The organism is Mediterraneibacter sp. NSJ-151 (assembly GCF_022487435.1).
Taxonomy (GTDB): Bacteria; Bacillota; Clostridia; order Lachnospirales; family Lachnospiraceae; genus Schaedlerella; species Schaedlerella hominis.
This window is the reverse complement of the sequence record NZ_JAKVPP010000020.1, coordinates 36,552-58,177: the sequence shown is the minus strand read 5'-3', so window position 1 is coordinate 58,177 and position 21,626 is coordinate 36,552. Positions and strand designations below refer to the sequence as shown.

General features: G+C 38.9%; 15 protein-coding genes. 3 read left to right on the top strand and 12 right to left on the bottom strand.

Annotated elements, in window-relative coordinates:
* The 6 genes from LQE94_RS15340 to LQE94_RS15315 all read right to left on the bottom strand — a co-directional run bounded on the left by LQE94_RS15340 (window position 1) and on the right by LQE94_RS15315 (window position 9,771).
* Complete coding sequence (locus tag LQE94_RS15340) at window positions 1–504, bottom strand: MarR family winged helix-turn-helix transcriptional regulator (RefSeq protein WP_118737783.1); 504 nt, start codon at window positions 502–504, stop codon at window positions 1–3.
* Between the two features lie 183 nt (window positions 505–687).
* Window positions 688–1,179, bottom strand: a complete 492-nt coding sequence (locus LQE94_RS15335) for a 4Fe-4S binding protein (RefSeq protein ID WP_240578098.1) — start codon at window positions 1,177–1,179, stop codon at window positions 688–690.
* Window positions 1,180–1,181: 2 nt separating this feature from the next.
* A complete protein-coding gene (gene xdh / locus LQE94_RS15330) occupies window positions 1,182–3,764 on the bottom strand; it encodes a selenium-dependent xanthine dehydrogenase (protein ID WP_240578097.1) in 2,583 nt (860 codons plus the stop codon).
* Between the two features lie 334 nt (window positions 3,765–4,098).
* Window positions 4,099–6,585 carry a X2-like carbohydrate binding domain-containing protein gene (locus LQE94_RS15325; RefSeq protein WP_240578096.1) on the bottom strand — a complete coding sequence of 829 codons (2,487 nt, stop codon included), beginning with the start codon at window positions 6,583–6,585 and terminating at the stop codon, window positions 4,099–4,101.
* Between the two features lie 371 nt (window positions 6,586–6,956).
* Window positions 6,957–8,375, bottom strand: coding sequence for a helix-turn-helix transcriptional regulator (locus LQE94_RS15320; RefSeq protein WP_240578095.1), 1,419 nt, complete (start codon window positions 8,373–8,375; stop codon window positions 6,957–6,959).
* Between the two features lie 22 nt (window positions 8,376–8,397).
* The gene (locus LQE94_RS15315) at window positions 8,398–9,771 is read right to left on the bottom strand and encodes a sodium-dependent transporter (RefSeq protein WP_240578094.1); all 1,374 of its coding nucleotides are present in this window, start codon (window positions 9,769–9,771) and stop codon (window positions 8,398–8,400) included.
* A gap of 215 nt (window positions 9,772–9,986) precedes the next feature.
* Here LQE94_RS15315 and LQE94_RS15310 point away from each other — a divergent pair, with 215 nt between their 5' ends.
* Together LQE94_RS15310 and LQE94_RS15305 are read left to right on the top strand one after the other, a co-directional pair.
* Complete coding sequence (locus LQE94_RS15310; RefSeq protein WP_240578093.1) at window positions 9,987–11,057, top strand: ABC transporter substrate-binding protein; 1,071 nt, start codon at window positions 9,987–9,989, stop codon at window positions 11,055–11,057.
* 336 nt (window positions 11,058–11,393) lie between these two features.
* Window positions 11,394–11,699 carry a hypothetical protein gene (locus LQE94_RS15305; protein ID WP_118737759.1) on the top strand — a complete coding sequence of 102 codons (306 nt, stop codon included), beginning with the start codon at window positions 11,394–11,396 and terminating at the stop codon, window positions 11,697–11,699.
* Window positions 11,700–11,915: 216 nt separating this feature from the next.
* Here LQE94_RS15305 and LQE94_RS15300 read toward each other — a convergent pair whose 3' ends face one another.
* The 6 genes from LQE94_RS15300 to ssnA form a co-directional block, all read right to left on the bottom strand.
* Complete coding sequence (locus LQE94_RS15300) at window positions 11,916–12,617, bottom strand: DUF975 family protein (RefSeq protein WP_118737760.1); 702 nt, start codon at window positions 12,615–12,617, stop codon at window positions 11,916–11,918.
* Window positions 12,618–12,703: 86 nt separating this feature from the next.
* The gene (gene yqeB / locus LQE94_RS15295) at window positions 12,704–14,059 is read right to left on the bottom strand and encodes a selenium-dependent molybdenum cofactor biosynthesis protein YqeB (RefSeq protein WP_240578092.1); all 1,356 of its coding nucleotides are present in this window, start codon (window positions 14,057–14,059) and stop codon (window positions 12,704–12,706) included.
* An 11-nt stretch (window positions 14,060–14,070) separates the two neighbouring features.
* The gene (gene yqeC, locus LQE94_RS15290; protein ID WP_240578091.1) at window positions 14,071–14,859 is read right to left on the bottom strand and encodes a selenium cofactor biosynthesis protein YqeC; all 789 of its coding nucleotides are present in this window, start codon (window positions 14,857–14,859) and stop codon (window positions 14,071–14,073) included.
* Window positions 14,856–17,840, bottom strand: coding sequence for a putative selenate reductase subunit YgfK (ygfK, locus tag LQE94_RS15285; protein ID WP_240578090.1), 2,985 nt, complete (start codon window positions 17,838–17,840; stop codon window positions 14,856–14,858). Before ygfK ends, yqeC begins: the two co-directional genes overlap by 4 nt.
* Window positions 17,841–17,867: 27 nt before the next feature.
* Window positions 17,868–19,298, bottom strand: coding sequence for a uracil-xanthine permease family protein (locus tag LQE94_RS15280; protein WP_118737764.1), 1,431 nt, complete (start codon window positions 19,296–19,298; stop codon window positions 17,868–17,870).
* Window positions 19,299–19,323: 25 nt separating this feature from the next.
* On the bottom strand, window positions 19,324–20,658 hold the full coding sequence (ssnA, locus tag LQE94_RS15275; RefSeq protein ID WP_240578089.1) for a putative aminohydrolase SsnA: 1,335 nt from the start codon (window positions 20,656–20,658) through the stop codon (window positions 19,324–19,326).
* Window positions 20,659–20,931: 273 nt separating this feature from the next.
* On the opposite strand from ssnA, the gene LQE94_RS15270 reads away from it, so the two are divergent.
* The gene (locus LQE94_RS15270; protein ID WP_022074752.1) at window positions 20,932–21,603 is read left to right on the top strand and encodes a helix-turn-helix transcriptional regulator; all 672 of its coding nucleotides are present in this window, start codon (window positions 20,932–20,934) and stop codon (window positions 21,601–21,603) included.
* Window positions 21,604–21,626 lie beyond the last annotated feature (23 nt).

The following is a 21,626-nucleotide window of genomic DNA, read 5'->3' as shown; positions in this document are numbered from 1 at the left end:
CTATCTTCCTCCGTCCACTTTTTCTTCATCCATTGTTTCTTTTATACATGGTAATTTCTCAAATCCATGCTTCAACTCTACATTATATTTTTCAAGTAACCGCAAGAGCAGTTCACTCTCTTCATCTGTGAGTCCTTTAAATGAATCATTTTCCACCTCAATAACCGGATATATCACATTTTTTAACATCTTTTTTCCTCTTTCTGTTAAATAAATGTGCATGTTCCTTCCTTTTCCGTGTACTAATGTCAAGTATCCTTCTCTTTCGAGATTACGTATAGATGAATTCACTGTCTGTTTCGGAATAAATGTTGTCTTACAAATATCACGTTGTAAACATCCATCCCCCAATTCGCAAATTGCATAAAAAATATCAAAGGCACTGTTCGACAGTCCTAATCTCAAAGCTACATCATGGTAAATATCATTGAATTCTTTAAAAATACGATTAAATTCACAAAGATATGAACTCATGTATATTCCTGATTTCTTTTCTTGATCCATATTTCCTCCTACAAGTCTGATTTCGTACTTATTTTCAGTATAGTCCGATTTCGTACTTGTGTCAAGTATGAACAAAAAATGCGCTGTTCTAATATATCAAAAAAAGACTTGTAAATCTGATATTTTTTGCCAGATTTACAAGTCTCTCATCTTCTCATAAACTTCAATATTTTCTTTTTAGCCTTATCTGACTTTTGTATAAATTCCCCTTAAGTCATAAATTGCATGTCTTGGACATTTCACTGCACACATGCCACAGCTCAAACATAATTCTTCGTTGATCACCGCACAATTATCTATTACTTTAATCGCTCCGGCTGTACAAGTTTTTTCACAGATACCACATCCAATACAGCTTACTTCACACTCTTTACGAGCATCGGCTCCCTTAGCATCATTTGAACATTTCACTACGATATAATTTGCACATTCATGAATATGGATAATTTCCTGTGGACAGGCTTTTACACATTTTCCACATGCAATACATTTTTCTTCGTCTACTTCTGCAACTCCATATTCATTGATTGAAATTGCACCAAATTTACAATTATTTACACATTCGCCACAACCGATACAACCTTTTGTACATGTTGGCTCTTCGCTGTTCGCTCTACATCCTCCATTACAGGCTACAACCGCTGAACGATATGGAAATTTCTTTTTTATTGCCATAATCAATCCTTCCTTTCATATGGTGTGTTACACAACGGAAGACTAAAACGTCTCTCTCCATCGTATCTACAATATGCATCTGCGATTGCCGGTGCTGTTGGAATCGATGTGATCTCTCCGATTCCAATTGCTCCGCATGCCACATTCAGTCCCGGTTTATCGATTACGATTGCCTCAATCTCTGGGATTTCATGTGAACGGAATAATCTCAGTGAACCATATTTATCAATTGGCTTGCAGTTTTCATCGATTGGATACTGCTCGCGAAGTGCGTATCCCATAGACATAACAACTCCGCCTTCAATCTGACCTTCACAAGATAATGGATTGACTGCTTTACCGACATCATGAGCTGCGATCAGTTTTTCAATCTTACCTGTCTTTTTATCAATGATACATACCTGTGTAGCATATCCATAAGCAACGTGGGAAACAGGATTCGGCACATCTGCTCCAAGCGGATCTGTCTTAGCAAGATATTCTCCATAATATACTTCCCCTATCATATCTTTCATGGATTTTCCTGCTTTTCTTTCTTCCATGAATTTCTCACAAGCTCTGCGGCATGCTTCACCTGTAACCAATGTCTGACGTGATCCGGATGTTGTTCCAGAATCAGGTGAAACCCATGTATTACTTCTCTCATATACGATATCATCACGTTTCAGATCTGTATTGGTTACGATCATCTGAACAAGTACTGTTCCCAATCCTTGTCCGATACAAGATGCACCTGTAAAAATGTGTAACTTTTCATCCTCTTCTACGATCAGTTTCACACGACCTGTATCCGGAATACCAACACCAACACCGGCATTCTTCATCGCACAGCCCAGTCCGACTGCTTTTCCTTCAGCCAATGCTGCATCATATTCCTCTTTCACTGCTTCCAGTGTTTCCACTAAACCTGTAGATTCATCTACAATCTGACCATTCGGTAATACTTCTCCCGGACGGATTGCATTACGATAACGAATTTCCCAAGGTGTAATGCCGACTTTATCTGCCATCATATTCAACAATGTCTCTGTTGCAAAACATGTCTGAGTAACACCAAATCCACGGAACGCTCCTGCCGGTGGATTGTTTGTATAATAAGCAGTTCCTTCAATCTCGAAGTTCTCATAATGATATGGACCTGCTGCATGTGTACATGCACGTTCCAATACCGGACCTCCAAGTGATGCAAATGCACCTGTGTCAGAAGTTACTTTCGCTTTTACTCCCTGGATCACTCCATTTTCATCACATCCCATTGTGAAATCCATATAAAATGGATGACGCTTCGGATGAACAAGAAGTGACTCTGCTCTTGTTAATCTCATCTTAACCGGTTTCTTTGTAACATATGTGAGTAAAGCACTAAGATGCTGTACTGTCATATCTTCTTTACCGCCAAATCCACCACCTACAAGAGCATTCTGTACTTTTACTTTATCTGTTCCAAGCAACATTCTACATTCTTTCAATGTCTGATGTGCGGACTGGTCTGTAGAATAAACGAAAATGTCTCCATCTTCATCATAGAAAGATACCGCACATTCCGGCTCAAGGAATGCATGCTCTGTCCATGGTGTCTCAAAATGATGTGAAAGCACATATTTTGAATTTTTAATTGCTTCATCTGCATTACCACGGCTGATATGCTTATAAGCACAAATGTTATTCTCTTCTTCATCATATACCTTTGGTGCATCTGGAGCTGCTGCCTCTTCAACTGTATGAACATGTGGAAGAACCTCATATTCTACTTTGATTAACTTTTTAGCCTTCTCGGCTGTCTCCAAATCTTCTGCTGCAATCAATGCAATTGCATCTCCAAGATAATGTGTCAGACCGCCTTCCGGAATCAGTGAATACTGGTCATGCTTTAAATGTCCAATCTTATTCTCACCAGGAATATCCTTCGCCGTCACTACTGAAACCACCTTTGGAAGTGCCTCTGCTTTCGATGTATCAATTGAAAGCACACGTGCACGAGGATATTTACTTCTCAGTGCAACACCGTATAACATACCTTCCAGACAATAGTCGTCCGGATATTTTCCTGTTCCAAGTACTTTTTCCTCTACATCTACTCTAGCTACGCTTGTTCCAAGTGTCCAGTCCTCTTCCCCATCATCCGGAACTACTCCCTCTCTCAGAATCTTAGCTGCCAGACGAACCGCATCCATGATTTTAACATATCCTGTACATCTGCAATAATTATTGCGAAGTGCATATTTAATCTCATCATCTGTCGGTTCTGGATTCACATCCAGCAATGCTTTTGTACACATTACCATACCTGGGATACAAAATCCACACTGTACTGCTCCCGCTTTTCCGTAAGCATATGTGTATACCTTTTTCTCCCACTCTGTCAGTCCTTCTACTGTGATTACACTTCTTCCCTCAAGTGAATCTGTATCCGGAACACATGATTTACAGGTCTGCCCATCAATAATAACTGTACAGGCTCCACAGGCGCCTTCACTACATCCATCTTTTGCTGATGTCAAATGTAATTCGTCGCGGAGGAATCTTAACAGCTTCTGATTTTTTGTTGGGGTAACCTCTCGTCCATTAACGATAAACGTTGCCATATCAGAATCTCCTTTCTCATTTCAACATATCATCCAAAACGAAGCCCTAAATTCATCTTGATTTTTTGTTAATTTTTCACTTATATGTTGTTCTATCTCTTTATATTTTATCACAATTCAACTAAAAAGCAATCTTTTTCTCAAAATATTTTTTACATTCTAAAATTTTTTTAGATTTTGGGTCACATGCACTTTTTTTTATTCATTATTTTCCACCCAAAAGAAAACATCCGGTTCCCTTTTAGGATAAAAAAGACATCCCTTGACAAATACTTTTTATAATTTGCCATGGGATGCCTTATTCAAGTCGAACGTCTGTTAATGATATAAAACATTATTTGTTTCTTTTTCTTCTGTAAATCATGTCTGCTGCCATGATAATAGCTGTTGCACCTAGCAGCATGATTAATCTGCCTTGCTCTGTTGTATCTCCTGTCTTTGGAACTAATGCACTATTATCGGTCTGTGTCGTATCTGCTTTACTGTCATCTTGTTTCTTGCCATCATCCTGTTTCTTTCCGTCATCTTGTTTCTTGCCATCATCTTGTTTCTGTGGCTTAGCTGCCTCTTTTACAGTAAAGTTTGTACTACACTCACCATCTGTATAGACAACTGTAAGTTTATGTATTCCATTTGATAATGTAGCAAGGTACTCTTTCATAAATGTAATGATTGTGGAGCCGGAAACTGCTGTGTAATTCTTTTGATCTACTAAAACACCATCTACTTTTACACTTGTAAATTTACTAAAATCTCCATTTGCACGGAAGGTAAGCGTTCCATCACTATTCTTTGTCCAAGAGCCGTTTGCTCCTTCGATAATCTCATAATCCGAAGCCTCTGCTGTAGTAGGCGTCATAGTAAGGTCGGTTTCGACCCAGAAACTCTGGGTGTCACTCTCATCGCCTATGCGAGTGTACTTCACTTCCCGGCCATTAATCTTTAACTTGGCATCAGGAGAGATGTCGGCAGTATAGGCAGTCACATACACACCGTAGTGATAGGTCTTTCCGGCTTCAAAAGCGGTGATCTTTTTACTATAAATGTCGCCGCCCCACTCCGGCTCTGTGGAAACAATACCGGTATTCTCATCTAAACTCCACCACTCGCAACGGAATGCATACTGATCGTTTTCAGGCACCATTCCGGTAAAGACAGGTTTATCGCCGTCCTTAAAGGTCAAGGTTGCGTTATTGATTTCAATAACGGAGATTTCCTTGGTTGCTTGCGGGCGAATTGTCGCAATATTCATAACAAACAAGCCGTCCACGGTTTTAACGACATTGGCACTTGCCGCTAACGGATTCCTGTTTATCTCAACAGAGCAATTATCCGCAAAGGTATATCCATTTTTCTCTCTCAGTTCGATGGAGTACATATAGGTTTTGCCTTCTTCAAACTGAGTAATCTTTTTCATGGAAGGCGTGTATTTGCTTTCATCGGAATACCAGAACGCAACCGGCTCTCCGTTCTCCATTTCCTCCCAGCATTCATAGGCAATCTCATATTGGTCTAATGGAGTGTCCGATACCTGTGCCGTTGCCTGCGGAGCGTCACCCGGACGATAATCGAATTTTACATTCTCGATGTAGGCGTTATTTATGGTTGTGTATTCCTGCGGGATTCCAGTAACAGCTGTCTCCTGAATCGTGTCAAATCTGATGGTAAGCTGTTTCTGATTGGCCGAGAGTGAGCCACTCCAATCTAAATTCGACGATCCAAAATCATGACCTTCGCATATAACGAGGCCTCCACCTTCACCATGATATGCAAACCCACCACTGAAAAAATAGCCGTCTTTTGCCGTTAAGGTAACGCCGTAGGTATATTGCTGCCCGGCAATCGGATAGCTGGGATTGGAGCTTGTAATCATGCCCGCATACGGATCATCGCTTTGTATCTTGTCCGTCTGCTGCCAAAATTCCTCTGTAAGCGTCATTTGATCTGCGCATTCCGAGTTTGGATTGACTTCGCCAGTAAAGGCAACGGGCTTTGTGGAATCAAGCACTTTCCAGATGTTTCCCACATCGACTTTGGTAATAACCTGCTTCTCTTCCAAATCGTTGTTTTCCTGCACAATCAGGTCATATGTTGTCTGATACACTTGATATTCGTGAACATCAAGATGCTTATTCACGCTTCCGGAAGCTGCGTTTTCGAGAGCATCCTGATCGCCGACGAGTATATCGCCATCTAGATTACTACTCTCAAAATGATCAAACACCATTGTGCTATTACGGTTTTCAGTGGTAATATTTCCTCGTGAAGAAAATTGTGCAATGATTTCGTCATCAATTCTTTTGATTTCTGCCTGCACCGCATCACTGCTAACATTGCCTTCAACGAAATCCCCTGATTTGCTTATTTCTGTTGTTTCTATCACATTGCCGTCTGCATCTTTAATGATGACCTGCGCAGTTGTCGTGACCTTTGTGTGATAGGTGAGGGTATAGGTGTTAGTGGTATTGCCTCCGGTCACATCTGTTACACCAGCCGGCACAACTGTAGCTTCATCTGCAGTTGTTTCTGGCTCTGCTGCCTCTGGTACAACCGCTTTAGGCTCTGTCACCTCCGGCTCTGCTGCCTCTGGTACAACCGCTTCAGGCTCTGTCACCTCCGGCTCTGTTACTTCCGGAACAACCATTTCCGGCTGTTCCTCTACTACCGGTGTTTCAACTCCCTCTTCTGATGTAGCCTGGGCTTCCACCACCGGTTCCGGCTCTCCCATATCTTCCGCTCTTACTGATACATTCGGCATCAATGTGAAAATCATACCAATTGCAAGCACAATCGCAAGAGCTCGTATTTTTCCTTTTCTCATCTTAATTCCTCCTTTAAAAGTATTTTTCACATCCAAAACAGATGCAATTTTTTTCCCCTTTCGCATATATTAAGACATAAGATAAGTAATCGTATATAAGGGAGTTCCGTCATTTTGCTTTTTCCGCATTATTTCGCTCTTGCCTTTTATTAATTTATTTCATAAGAAATTTATTAGTTTCTTTATTTCAAATCGAACGTCCGTGAGACTTGGCACGTGATTCTGGTCAGCGAAGCTGACATATTCCTATCAGAATCACTGCGCATCCTTAGCGGAGCGATTTTTATATATTCGGAAAGCACTTTCCTAATATATAAAAACAGCACCATCCCCACAAAATATAAGGATGGTGCTGTAAATTATAGACTATTCTATTGCTTATTATAAATATTAATCAATCCAACCCGGGATTTCATTCCTGTTTTTTCATATATAGATGAAATATGTCTTTCCAACGTTCTCTTGGAAATATATAATCTATCTGCTATTTTCTGGATGCTATCCTCTGTAAATACAAGCTGATAAAAAACTTCTTTCTCTCTCGGTGTCAGAGTATATTGTTCTGTAATAATCTTTATTTTTTCTTGAACACTTAATTCGGTTTTCTTTTCTTCTTTTATTTCATCTATAAGCTGCTGTCTTTGAAATGTATATAAAACAGCTACAATACTAACCGCAATAAACATTCCGATTAAAAATATAAATACAAACATGTTGGTACCCATGGATAATAATTTCAGAGAACCAATGGATATTACGGCCGCTGTTATATTATTGACCGCTCTTCCAAGTCCTGCCCACAAATCAGCTCTTTTCATATAAAGAGATAATTCCATAAAGCTTGTTGAAAAAAATACAACAAAGAATCCTGCCGTCAAATAAAAAACGATCAGACCAGCTAAAAATGGACCTGAAAATTTAAATATTGCGATGCATATCGTAGATACAAGCATCATACAATACATTGACAAGCTCATATATTTTCTGTCTTGCAAATCAAATAGAAATCCTGACACCAGCCCACTTACTGCCAGAAGAATTCTAGGTAATTGTCCTATATCAAATGCCCCTGCCGCATGTACCAGCGTCACTGCATTATCTAATGTACTAAAAATACAAGACATCAATATAATCAATAAAATCAGAATAATTCCCAACTTCTTTACTTTTACATAACTTGCCTCATTAACCTGCCTGCTTTTTATTCCTTCAAACGTGTGTTGAGGCTCCAGCTTTATAAGAAGCACGATTAAAATAAGTAAACTGATATCCAAAACAATCGCTTCCAGCATTTCTAGCAAAACCAGATTATTGTTTATGAATTGAAGTAAAATTCCAAGCACATATCCAAGTCCTGCGGTACGTGCTAAATACCTGTCATCTTTTATAAGATGGGCTGCTGTATAAAAAACACAACTGCCAAACATCCCCAACATCAATGATACAATGAAACCCGCTATTAATATCACCTTATATGTATCTGACTGACAGATTGCCAAAATTCCAAATAACGATACTACACTAATCGCTATAAGCCAAATCTTGCGATATCTTTTTTTACAATATCGATTTAAAACAGGATACAAAACAAATCCCAGTGCACTTACACCCAATGCATAATTTTGCACCAGGACGGTCTTATTCTCTGATATATTTCCTGATATTCTATTCACATACAAGTATTCTGTACATAAAAATATAAATGTAAAAACACCCATTATGACAATCGCCAGCATATAGCTGCGAATGTCAGTTTCTCTTGTATTTTCTTTGTTATGAATATCATTCATCTGCCTTGTTCACCCTCATTCTTTACATCGAAATCCAGCCAAATGCATTTGCAACAGAACTAAATAATATAATAACCGCAAAAATCGGACATAAATATTTAATCATCACAATAAATATTTTTCTTCTGCGGAATGAACTTTCTCCCTGCATAACTTCTTCTTCAATTCGCTGTATGCCAACAACTTTTGACACTAATAAACATGTCATCACTGCTGCGATTGGCATCATAACAGAGTTTGTCATAAAATCAAAGAAATCCAGAAATTGCATACCGATAATTTTCACAACCGCAAGTGGTCCATATCCCAGCGAGGATAAGCTTCCAAGGGCAACCATAATAATTCCCACTACAAGTGTCGATTTCTTTCTGTTCCATCTTAATTCATCTTCAAATGTAGACACTGCACTTTCTGTCAAAGCAATTGAACTTGTAATTGCTGCAAACAATACAAGTAAGAAGAACAAGATTCCGACTGCTGTTCCAAATCCCATATTCTGAAACACTTTTGGGATTGTAATAAACATCAATGAAGGTCCGGCCTGTAATGTGTCCGGGTCCCCGCCTGAAAATGCAAACACTGCCGGAATAATCATAAGACCTGCCATCATTGCAATTGCAGTATCGAATACTTCTACATTTCTTGTAGAATCCTCAAGTGAGACGTCTTTTTTCATATAAGAACCAAATGTGATCAAAATTCCCATCGCAATTGATAAAGAATAAAACATCTGTCCCATAGCTGCAACTACTGTCATCCATGAGAAATTCTTTACATTCGGGATAAGGAAATACTTTACACCTTCGATTGCTCCCGGTCTTGTAACGGAATAAATTGCAATAATCACAGACAACAAAATCAAAACCGGCATCATCATCTTTGACACTCTCTCAATACCATTGCGGACACCCGCATAAATGATAGCTAATGTAAAGAGACAAAATACAAGGAAACATAACTCTGTTGATACTCCATTTGAAATAAATTCAGAAAAGTATCCATCCGTTGCCAGGCTCTGACCGTTTCCTTTGATATACTCTACCAGATATTTGATTACCCATCCACCGATTACTGAATAATATGGTACGATTAAAATCGGGATGATCGCATTGATCCATCCTCCAAATGATAACCATTTTGCTTTTCCAAATGACTTAAATGCCCCAACAGGACTCTTTCTTGTCATACGTCCGATTGCTGATTCTGCAACGATCATTGTATAACCAAATGTCAGTGCAAGCAAAATATAAATCAGCAGAAATATACCCCCGCCATATTTTGCTGCCAAATATGGGAATCTCCATATGTTACCAAGACCTACCGATGCTCCGGCCGCTGATAATACATATCCCAGTTTTCCCGAAAAACTGCTTCTCTTATGTTCTTGTGTATTCATCTGTTTCTTCTATATCTATTCGCATTCATCACGAATAGAGGTTCCTTTCTTCTTTTTATAAATGTTTCCTTATGATTCTATCACGATTACATCTTAAAGTCACTATTGATTTTTCCCAAATTGTTTGTAATGATAACGTAAATCCAAATACTGATCACCTATTTTTTATACTCGCATATATTAAATAAGAAACTCTTTTTATTCCAGGAGGATTTATGAAAAAGAAATTTATTCCTATACTTCTCGCTTCTACCCTGGCTGTCAGTCTATTATCTGCCTGTGCCTCTGACCACGCAGATAGCAACACTAAGAATTCAAAAACAGACACGTCAGAAACGATCTCTGACACAACGAAAACAGATTCCAGTTCTTCACCTGTCTTAGTGACATTGAACGAAGTTGCTCACTCTATCTTTTACGCTCCAATGTATGTTGCTATTGAGAATGGCTACTTTGAAGATGAAGGCATAAAACTCACTCTTGTCACTGGTTTTGGAGCCGATAAGACTATGACCGCTGTACTTTCAGGTGAAGCAGATATTGGGTTTATGGGTTCAGAATCATCCATCTACACCTATAATGAAGGTGCGAATGATCATGTAGTAAACTTTGCCCAACTTACCCAACGTGCCGGAAATTTCCTCGTCGCACGTGAAGAAATGCCAGATTTTGATTGGGATGACTTAAAGGGTAAAAATGTGCTTGGCGGACGCAAAGGTGGCATGCCGGAAATGGTATTTGAATACATTCTAAAACAGCATGATATCGACCCAACCACAGATCTCACCATCAACCAAAGTATTGATTTTGGCTCAACTGCAGCCGCATTTTCTGAAGGATTAGGTGACTACACCATTGAATTTGAACCAAGCGCCACCATACTCGAAAGTGAAAACAAAGGTTATGTTGTAGCTTCACTCGGTAAGGACAGCGGATACGTTCCTTATACTGCTTACAGTGCAAAACAAAGCTATATTAATCAATATCCTGACACCATTCAAGGATTTACAAATGCTTTACAAAAAGGAATGGACTATGTACAGTCCCACTCTCCTTTTGAAATTGCAAAAGTAATTGAACCACAATTTCCGGAAACAGATTTGAATACCATTACTACAATTGTAACCCGATACTATGATCAGGACACTTGGAAAGATAATTTAGTTTTTGAAAAATCTAGCTTCGATCTGCTTCAAGATATCCTTGAAACTGCAGGTGAACTAGAAAAACGTACCCCTTATGAAGATTTAGTAACTACTGAATTTGCCAAAAAGGCTATAAAATAATACAAGATTTTCCTAAAAAATCGATTTTTTGTACTTTTTCGGAGTAAATACACATTTTTGTTCTGATTTGTTAACAATTCGTTCAAAAATGAATCATAGTTTCCTAATATCTTTTTCCTATACTGTAATTGTTCAAAAGAAAGAACACTTTTTCATAAACTTTTTCCCCCTTGAGTCACAGCGATGTGGCTCTTCCTTTTTGTCTAAAAATATTTTTCTGCTCTTTCTTTAATCCCAAAAACGCTCTTCACGTTATCTCTTGAATTTTCCCTTATATTTATTATATACTAATTTTATATTTCTATTTGATACTCTATAAAGATTGGATGTGTATTTATGATTGATAAAAGACTCGTTCCTGTAAATGGACTAAAAAAAGAACCGTTTTCCGGATGTCATCATGGCATGCGATATTATTTCCTTTGTGATGATAGTAAAGAAAGCTTTACAGCTTTTGTTTATCCTGAACCATGGTGTTTTGAGCAAACTCCCGATGTGGAAAAGACTTCTGCATCCTTCCCTGTTTCTGAGGAAGGCATGGACGATGCAATTGCCTGGCTGTTTGAACAATATGAATCAAATAAAACAAAATGGCATGCAGCCGATCGTGACTGCATGCACATAGTAAATGATAATTTCTAGTTCATACCAATTTAAGAATTTTAAGAAATTCTTTTTATTCATGACACCTTTCAGTCACAATTGTTTGATAAGATAATTTCATACGATAAAGGAACTTCGAATTGTTCGTTGTTTCAATAAGTTAGAGGAAAATGGCTGCACACAGCATGTGCTGTCCGCAGCCATTTACTTCGGCCAAATAAATCAATTCTTTGACGTATCCGTCTTACATATCCATTATCTGATATATCCATTCTGATATGCTATCGTACGATTATAAGCATACAATTCCGCTATTGTTGCCTGTATATAAGGTTCAACATAAAAGATTCCAAGAATACCAAATGTAATTGCCTCTAAACATCTCCAACCAAGAAATGATAAATCTAGCACAAATGCATTCCATTTTTGCCCCATCATCATCTTTTTACTTATAAGAAATGCTTCTTTTCTGTTCATAGCCGGATTCTCTGCCAGAATATATGGAACCATAAGGTATTCATAACTCTTAATAATTCCCGGTATTACAAATAACAATGACCACAAGAATGTGTACAAATCTCTCAAAAAGATAGTCAGGATTATATTTCCATAATTTCCTGATTTGAACGCATAGGCTAGTGTTCCTGCCTGTGCCTGTTCTGTCTGATTGGTAATAAAGAATCGACATCCACCAACTTCCAATGCATTCCCAACAAAGATAGACAATACAAGCAATACCAGCCCACTAAGTGCTGCTATGGCAGCCACTACCAATGAAAATGCAATTGCTTCTGCACTTCCTCCGGAATTATATCCGTCGGATATGCTCTTTGCCGCATTGCCTCCACTTCCAACTGCACCAAATATTGTCATAACAAATGCGACAAGCACTGCTGTCCAATAATTTCGTTTAAATGCAACTTTTGCTCTTGTTTTTAAATCTGCTCTCGTCCACATATAATTAGGCCTCCTTTATTGTGTCTAATACATAAACTGTTGCCATTTCTCGTCCATTATATCATGCACAATTCTGATTGTACAGATTATTCCAAATCTCTACGATAATCAATATCCTTTAATTCTGCTTCATCTATTTCTACTATAATAATATCCTGTAAATGATTCTGCATAACTTTCTTTCCGCCAACATCACCTGTAAGTTCCATCAACTCAGGAAAATATTTTTTATCCCAAAGTACCGGATTGCCCATTTCTTTGTCTTTTCCTGTGCAAATAATCTGCTGTGGGCGAAGCATAGCCTTACGGATCAATGTAAACATTGTAGAAAATGTAAGTTCCGGCTGATCACAAACACTGAACAAAATTCCTCTTATCTCAGGATGTTCTGCTAAGCATGCCTCCAGTCCAAGTTTTACCGAACGGGAAATTCCTTCTTCCGGTTTCTTATTCTCTACAATATTCATTCCATACTTTTTGGCTGCCTCTGCAATATCATCTGCTCCGGTTACAATATATGTTGGAAAACCTTTCAGTCCTTTCATCTTATCTAACATATATTGGTACATCGGTTTATCAGACTTTAATTCCTGCAATTTATTTCCACCAAATCGGCTTCCACTTCCGGCTGCAAGCACAACAACTGCATATTGCCCATAAATACGTTCAAACTGAGTAACTGCCTCCAATACGCCTCCGCCGATAGCTCTTGCCTTATCAGAAATAAGATAGCAGTTTTTTCTTTCACATCTTGCGTCAATATCACCGGCTTTTAGGTTTTTCTGCACAGTCACTCCTGGCTGAAGCATTCCGCGCACAATTCCAGACATCTTTGCATAGACCGGTTCCCCTCCTGTTATTGCTACAAGCTGTCCTTTTTCCACAATATCCCCAATCTGTACCTTTGGTTCAATCACTCCATCTGCCGTAGCTTTGATCAAACGTTCAAGCGTAAATCCTCCAACATTTCCAGGTACTCCGGTATTTGGAATCGGCTCTCCTTTCCAGATTACATCCCCCAATGTATGACCTCGCTTCGTCTCAACAACACAGTGACAATCTACTCCTGCTGTAAATCCAGGTCCTACACCTACAACAAACGGTGCCCAGGAAATTTCTGTACCCAGATTTCTTTTAGCAAGAATTGCATCCACAACAACATCCGGCTGATATTCTTTTAAAATCACTTCCGGTTCTTCGATAATAACAGGGATTTTTCCTATAGCTTGTACTTCCAGTGCTTCTTTTATTGAATGCACAAGCAACGCAGACATATCTTCCACTTCTGCATGCTGTTCATATACTGCTCTTGACAACGCTACTGTTCTTCGCACGGTCAAAGGCACCGGAAGCTCTGTCATCAAGAGTTGATGTCCACTTCTATATAATCTGGATGCGATTCCTGTTGCCAAATCCCCGGCACCTCTAATCCAAATCTTCATGACAATCTCCTTTACCTGCTTTCATATAAATCATATCCCGTAATAAGAATATTTTCGGGCTTTTCTGACATTGTATCTATTTTTTTACAAATTTGCAATGCATACGCAATACGCTCATCTGAATCTGCCTTGTTTAATAATAAATGTAATTTCTTGTTTCCTACAGACTTTCTCGATCCCAATTCAGATACAGCAAGACAAACAATATCATCTGTCGTCACTTTATCTTCTATTTTTTTATGCAGTAACTCTGCCGCTAATTCTGCCCGAAAACAAGTTTCTGCAAATGTTTTTCCAATCGCATCAAGTCCATATACAGCCACAACCTGTGTTGTTTGTTTCGGAATTACCGGTTCCCATTCTTCCGGAACCTTACATGGCAACTCCTTCGCTCCGTCTGCTTCTATAAGAACAATACCACCTCTTCGCTCCATTTCCTGACATATCTCTTCAAAAAATGATTCTGAAGTTGAACAAAATTTTGATGTTCCATCTGCTGTCTTCCTGTCTGTTGCATTTCCCACAACACATTTTCCATAAACATCTAATAATTCAATTAATTTTTCTATTGATTCCTCCAGCAGCATATATGGAACATCTTCATATCTCATATGCGTTGTCGTTGTCACGACTACCGGAATTCCCTCTTCCCAATATGTTTTTGCTAAACGGCGGATTGTGGTTGTTTTTCCTCCGCCCCCGACAAATGAAACAACCTGAGAAGGCATCCCAACAAGTTGGAATGCCTCTCGGTAGTTATTTACTTTTTGTAAATTACCTAAGTTATATTGTAAAATCATAAAATACCATCTGCAATTACAGCCTCAATTAATTTCTGCAGTCCTTCAGGAAGTTTTGTAGCTTCTCCTTTTGTCCAGATGAACTCGTCTCCAAGGAATCTTACCTTGCAGCTTACTTTCTCTCTGTCAAGAATTGCAAATCCCTGATTTGTACTGTCAGACATATCTTCTGGTTTCTCAAAGTATGTGAATTTATCTTTGTATGGTGCACTGCTGTATGGGCAGAAGCTCTTACAGTTACCACATTCATTACACATAGAATCCACATGGATAATCTGTGCTTTTTCCATTCCCGGTACATGTACTGCTACATTTGCACGGTTTGGACATACCTGAACACAGTTCTCACAAATTGTTGAACATCCAAGACAACGTGTTGACTCAGCCTGTCCTTTTTTCTCTGATTCTAAGATTCCCTGTCTTGCAAAGATTGTTTCACTTTCAAGTTTCTCATCAAAGTCTCTTGAAAGAGTTGTTCCGATAATCGCCTCTGCTGCTTTCTTACCATCGCGAATTCCTTCAACAACAGTTGCCGGTCCGCCGAGACCATCACCAACTACATAAACCCCCTCTACATTAGACTCTAATGTATCATCGTTTACAAGTGCTTTTCCTCTTTCACTTACATTGATTCTATTTGCTTCATAGAATTTTGTTGGAACTTTTTCTCCGACAGCTGCGATCACTGTATCTGCTGCAATCTCGCAAATCTCATCTGTCTCAACAACACTGCGTCTTCCTGACTCATCGATGTCACCAAGTTTCATCACTTTACATGTCAGTTTTCCATCAACTACTTTAACTGGTGAAAGAAGCTCTTTGAATTCTACACCATCTTCGATAGCCATCTCCAGCTCTTCTGCATCAGCAGGCATAAATCTCTTTGTTCTTCTGTATACAAGATATACATTCTCAACACCTGTTGTGCGTTTTGCTGCTCTTGCTGTATCCATAGCTGTGTTACCACCACCGATAACTACAACATTCTTACCAATGTTTAACTCACCATTGTTTGCCTTGAAATCAGCCAGGAACTCTAATGCATTTGTAGCATCTCCTTCTTCTAATCTCAATGTTCCAGGTTTTGATGCTCCTACTGCAAGGATTACTTTATCAAATCCTTCAGCTCTCAATTCATCTACACTCTTAACACGTGTATTAAGTTCAACGTGAACTCCAAGTGTATTTAAAATCTCTGCATCTTTATCGATTGCACTTGAAGCAATTCTAAATTCAGGAATCACATGTCTTACAACTCCACCGAGAGCATCGTTCTGCTCAAAGATTGTAACATCCATTCCAGCTCTTCTTAAGAAGTATGCTGCTGCCATACCAGCCGGTCCACCACCAACAACAGCTGCCTTGCCTTCTTTTGTCACTGCAGGTACGCCCTGTTTCTTCAGCCATGCTTCATATCCGTTCTCAGCTGCAAGCAGTTTCATGTTACGGATGTGTACAGGATCTTCGTAGAAGTTACGTGTACATTTGCTCATACAATTGTGTGCACAAATTGTACCTGTAATAAATGGAAGTGGGTTTTTCTCTGTGATAACTTCCATTGCCTCTTCATATTTTCCTTCGCTTACAAGCTCAAGATAAGTTGTGATATCCTGGTGAATAGGACATCCTGCTTTACATGGTGCTTCGAAACAATCCAACAGAGGAACACTTTCTTTCATCTTTCTTGATGGAAGTGGTTTTATAGCTTTTACATGATGTGGATCTTTCTTAGCTGCTTCTACTAATGCAGATACTGCCTCTGCATCAATTCCTGTAAATACGTCATTTTCTTTTTCAAGAATTTCTGCCATCTGTTTTACTCTCTGGTATCCACCTGGTTTCAACATTGTTGTTGCCATTGTTACAGGCCAGATTCCAGAATCAACGATTCCTTTAATATTGAAGTAATCAGCACCACCGGAGTAAGAAATACGAAGCTGTCCGTCAAAGTCTTTCGCAAGTTTCTCTGCTACAGACATAGACAATGCATACAGTGATTTACCTGACATATACATCTCTTCGCTTGGAAGTTCGTTCTGTTTTACATCGACCGGGAATGTGTTTGTAATTTTTACACCAAATTCCAGATTACGTTCTTTACATACAGCCATCAGTCTCTGAAGCATTGGAACTGCATCTTCATACTGAAGGTCATCTTTGAAATGGAAATCACCGAATGCAACATAGTCATATCCCATATCATCCATTGTTTTTCTTGCATACTCATATCCGAGAAGTGTTGGATTACATTTAATAAATGTGTTGTATCCTTTTTCTGTGATCAAGTGCATTGCAATTCTTTCAATCTCCTGCGGAGGGCATCCGTGCAATGTAGAAATTGTAGCTGAATTACAGATTTCCGGCTGAATAGCTTCGATATCTTCTTTTGTTACATTCTCAAAGAGATCAACATGATCTAACAGATACTGTTTGCAGTTTTTAAATACTTCACAATCTGCTGCATTCTGCATTGTATTTAAGAATGTATCAATCTTCTCACTCTTAATTCCTTCCAGATCGTATCCAACACTGATGTTGAACTGGAATCCATCTGGATCGCCAAGCTTGTATTCTTTTGCCAATACTTTCAATAAGAACCATGCTTTGATATATTCTTCCATTGCCTGTGGTACATATAACTCTGTAGACCACTCACAGTTATAGCACTCATCATCAGCGACGATACATGGTTTGTTTACGCATGCTGCAAGCTCTGCTCCATCCATTTTCTGAACTGTTTTCAGCTCAAAGAAACGGCTTCCTGTATAGTATGCCGCAACGATATTCTGTGTCAGCTGTGTATGAGGACCAGCTGCCGGTCCGATTGGAGTTTCCAGCGCACGGCCGAAAATCTCACGATTGTTTTTGCTATCTGCAACATATGGATCATGTTCCCCAAAAACTGTTCCATACTGTTTATGTTCTTTTAAAATCCAGTTTAAAAGATGTTCGAACGACATAGGTGTCATTAATTCGCTCATATCAAAACCTCCCTGAGTATACTTTACTTAATTTTTCTTTGCTTCATCTTTTGGAAGTACAAGATTCAAAATTACAGCGAAGATTGTTGCCAATACTACCGGTGATGATGCAAATGTATTGTTAATAATTGACTGGAAATTCTCCAGACCCATTGTCATGCCAAGACCATTGTAAATGCTCTGTGTCATCTGGTTTAAGCATCCGCTACTCTGTGATACACCCATTCCTACTGCAATTGCGATACCTGCAACTGTTGTATTTCTCGCTGACATACCTTCACTTACGAGAAGCTTAATACCTGTCATCGCGATGGATGCAAATACAGAAGCTACTGCTCCACCAAGTACACACTGTGGAATTGTACGAAGTAATGCAGAAAACTTAGGAATCAAACCTGCAACGAGCAAAATCCCTGCTGAAGTTGCAAATACTTTTCTTGCTACTACTTTTGTAGAACCTACAATACCTACATTCTGACTGAATGTTGCTGTCGGAGGACATCCAAAGAATGAACTTACGATATTACTGATACCATATCCGATGATACCGCCGTTTAACTCTTTGTCTGTAGGTAATCTGTCCATACCACCAGTTGTTGTTGCTGAGAAATCTCCCATTGCCTGAATAGAATTAACCAGGAATAACAATGCAAGTGGTATAATTGCTGAAACATCAAAACTCATACCAAATGCCATTGGTTTTGGAAGCTGAAACCATCCTGCTGAATGCAATGCTGAGAAATCAACCATTCCAAAGCAAAGAGCAAGAACGTATCCACAAAGTAAACCAATCAAAATAGAAGCAAGTTTAAATAAGCCTTTTCCATAGTGATTCAATCCTATTACAATTGCAAGTGTAATGATTGAAATCAGCCAGTTCTGCCAAGAACCATATACTAATGCAGCAGTTTTACCCTGCTGTTCTACTATCAACTCATATGTGTTTGCTGAGTTACCAGCCATATAGTTGATTGCTGTCTTATATAAAGAAAGTCCGATTGCGAAAATAACTGTTCCGATAACAAGTGGCGGGAATACTTTTCGAATCTGTTTAATAAATAATCCTACTAAAATTGCTACTATACCGCCAATTACCATCGCTCCCAGGATCGTATCGACTCCCTTTGCCTGAGAAGCAATTGCTGTCATTGTTGGCACATAAGCAAAGCTGACTCCGATAATAACCGGGAGACCTGATCCGATATGGATCTTATTTCCATACAACTGTAACAGCGTTGACAATGCTGCAAATACCAGAGACATCTGAATCAATAATCCAGTGTCTACGCTTCCTCCAGCATTGTTAGCAGCATTCGCAACCAGAATCGCAGGTGTTACACATCCTACTACCGCTGCCAATACATGCTGAATCGCCAGTGGCGCAATCTGTCCAGGTGTCGGATTGCCGTCCCATCTAAAAAGTTCATCGCTTCCAGTTTTATCTTTACTTTTGCCCATTGTATTTCCTCCTATATTCCCAGTATTATCTTGAGTTAATTCTATCAGCAAGCGCTCCGGCTGCCTGTCTGCAATCAGCAAGTACTTTTTCTGCATCGATATTCAACAATTCACGATCTTTCATTAATACTTTACCATTCGCTACCGTTGTAACAACATCTCTTCCTGTCATACCAAACAGAACATGACTGTTTACATTACCTGCATGTAATGGTGTTGGTGGAATATAGTCTACAACGATCACATCTGCTGCTGCACCTTCTTTTAACACGCCCAGCTTCTGTGGGAAGTAACGCTCTGCAATCTGTACGTTTCCTTCAAAAAGCATCTGTGGTACTTCTGACCAGGCTGCATTTGCATCACATAAATGATGTTTATGTAACACATTCGCTACCTTATAAGATTCTGTCATATCATGTGTGTATCCATCTGTTCCAAGACCTGTCAGAATACCTTTGTGTACGATATGCATTGTCGGAGGGCATCCACATGCATTACCCATGTTAGATTCCGGATTGTGAACTACCATTGTATTTGTATCTTTGATCAGGTCCATCTCATGCTCATTTACATAAATACAATGTCCAAGAAGAGTTTTCTCTCCCAGGATGCCATGATCCATAAGACGATCTACAATACGTTTACCATAATGCTTCAGACAATGATGTAAATCTTCAATACCTTCTGCAACGTGAATGTGATATCCAACTCCATCCGGTTTGTTAGCAGCAGCCAGCTCCATTGTCTCATCAGAGATTGTAAACTGTGCATGCATACCCATCATACCTGCGATCATGCCTGTATCATCTTTTAATGCGTGGCGGATAAAATCAGCATTCTCTTTAACAGATGCTCTTGCCTTATCCATACCATCTCTGTCAGAAATCTCATAGCAAAGACATGAACGGACTCCTGTTTCTTTTGCTGCTTTCTCGATTTCAAATAAAGAACCTTCGATAGAGCCAAAACTTGCATGATGATCAAAAATTGTAGTAACACCATTCTTAATACAATCAATATAAGTAGCCATCGCACTTAAATAAGTATCATTTAATGTAAGGTTTCTGTCGATTGTCCACCACATACCATCTAAAATATCTAAAAATCCCTTCGGATCATATCCGTTGACTGACATACCTCTTGCAAATGCACTATAAATATGTTCATGTGCATTAACAAATGCCGGCATGATAATCTTTCCTTTCGCATCAATAAACTCTGCATCCGGGAATTCTTTCTTAAGAGTCTCAAGATCTCCTACCTTCTTAATCTGTGTCCCCTCAATTGCTACGGCTCCACTTTCAATATAAGGATTAGCGGAATCTCTTGTGACTACTCTACCATTACCAATAATCAACATATGCATCTCTCCTTTTCTTTTTTTCAGTTTTTTCAACTATTTAATTTGTCTGATTTTTTTGTAATTTTCGCACAACAAATTACATTTCTGAACCACTTTCTTTGTAATATGATACCATAACACCCCCTTAAATGCAACAAAATTCTTAAAAAAATTAAGATATCTAAAAAATTTTTAGAAAAGTATTGATTTTCATTTTTTTTATGCTATGATGGATTCAGAAGCAAATAAACGATAAGACATTTTCGTGCTAAAGAAAGGGGTTACAGATTCATGGGCAAAAGGCTTGACTTATTAAAACAGATTAGTCATGGACTTGCGGTTCACTTCGGTAGTAATTGTGAAATTGTCATCCACGACTTAACCAAACGTGAGATTGAACATTCTATTGTATATGTAGAGAATGGTTCTATCTCAGGCCGCCAGGTTGGCGACGGACCTTCACGCATTGTTCTTGAGACACTAAAAAGGGATCCATCTAAGATTCACGACAGACTTTCTTATCTAACTAAGACAGAAAGCGGACAGATTTTAAAGTCCAGTACAATGTATGTTCGTGGTGACGATAACAATATCGAATATATCTTTGCTTTAAACTACGATATTACTTCTTTATTAACAGTAGAAAATGCTCTTCACTCTCTAATCACAACAGAATCTGAATTGGAGTTGGAAGGAGGGGACGGAACTTCTGATGGCGGACTCGCACAGCCGCAGAAAATCACCCACAATGTGAATGAACTACTTGATTCTTTAATTGAGCAGGCTCTTGCGCTTGTCGGCAAACCTGTCGCAGCAATGAACAAAGACGACAAAGTTAAGGTTGTACAATTTTTAAATAATGCGGGTGCTTTTCTTATCACAAAATCCGGAGACAAAGTTGCTTCCCTATTAGGCATTTCAAAGTTTACCCTCTATAATTATATGGATGCGGCTAACAAATAACAATAGGAACCTAAAAATAAAAT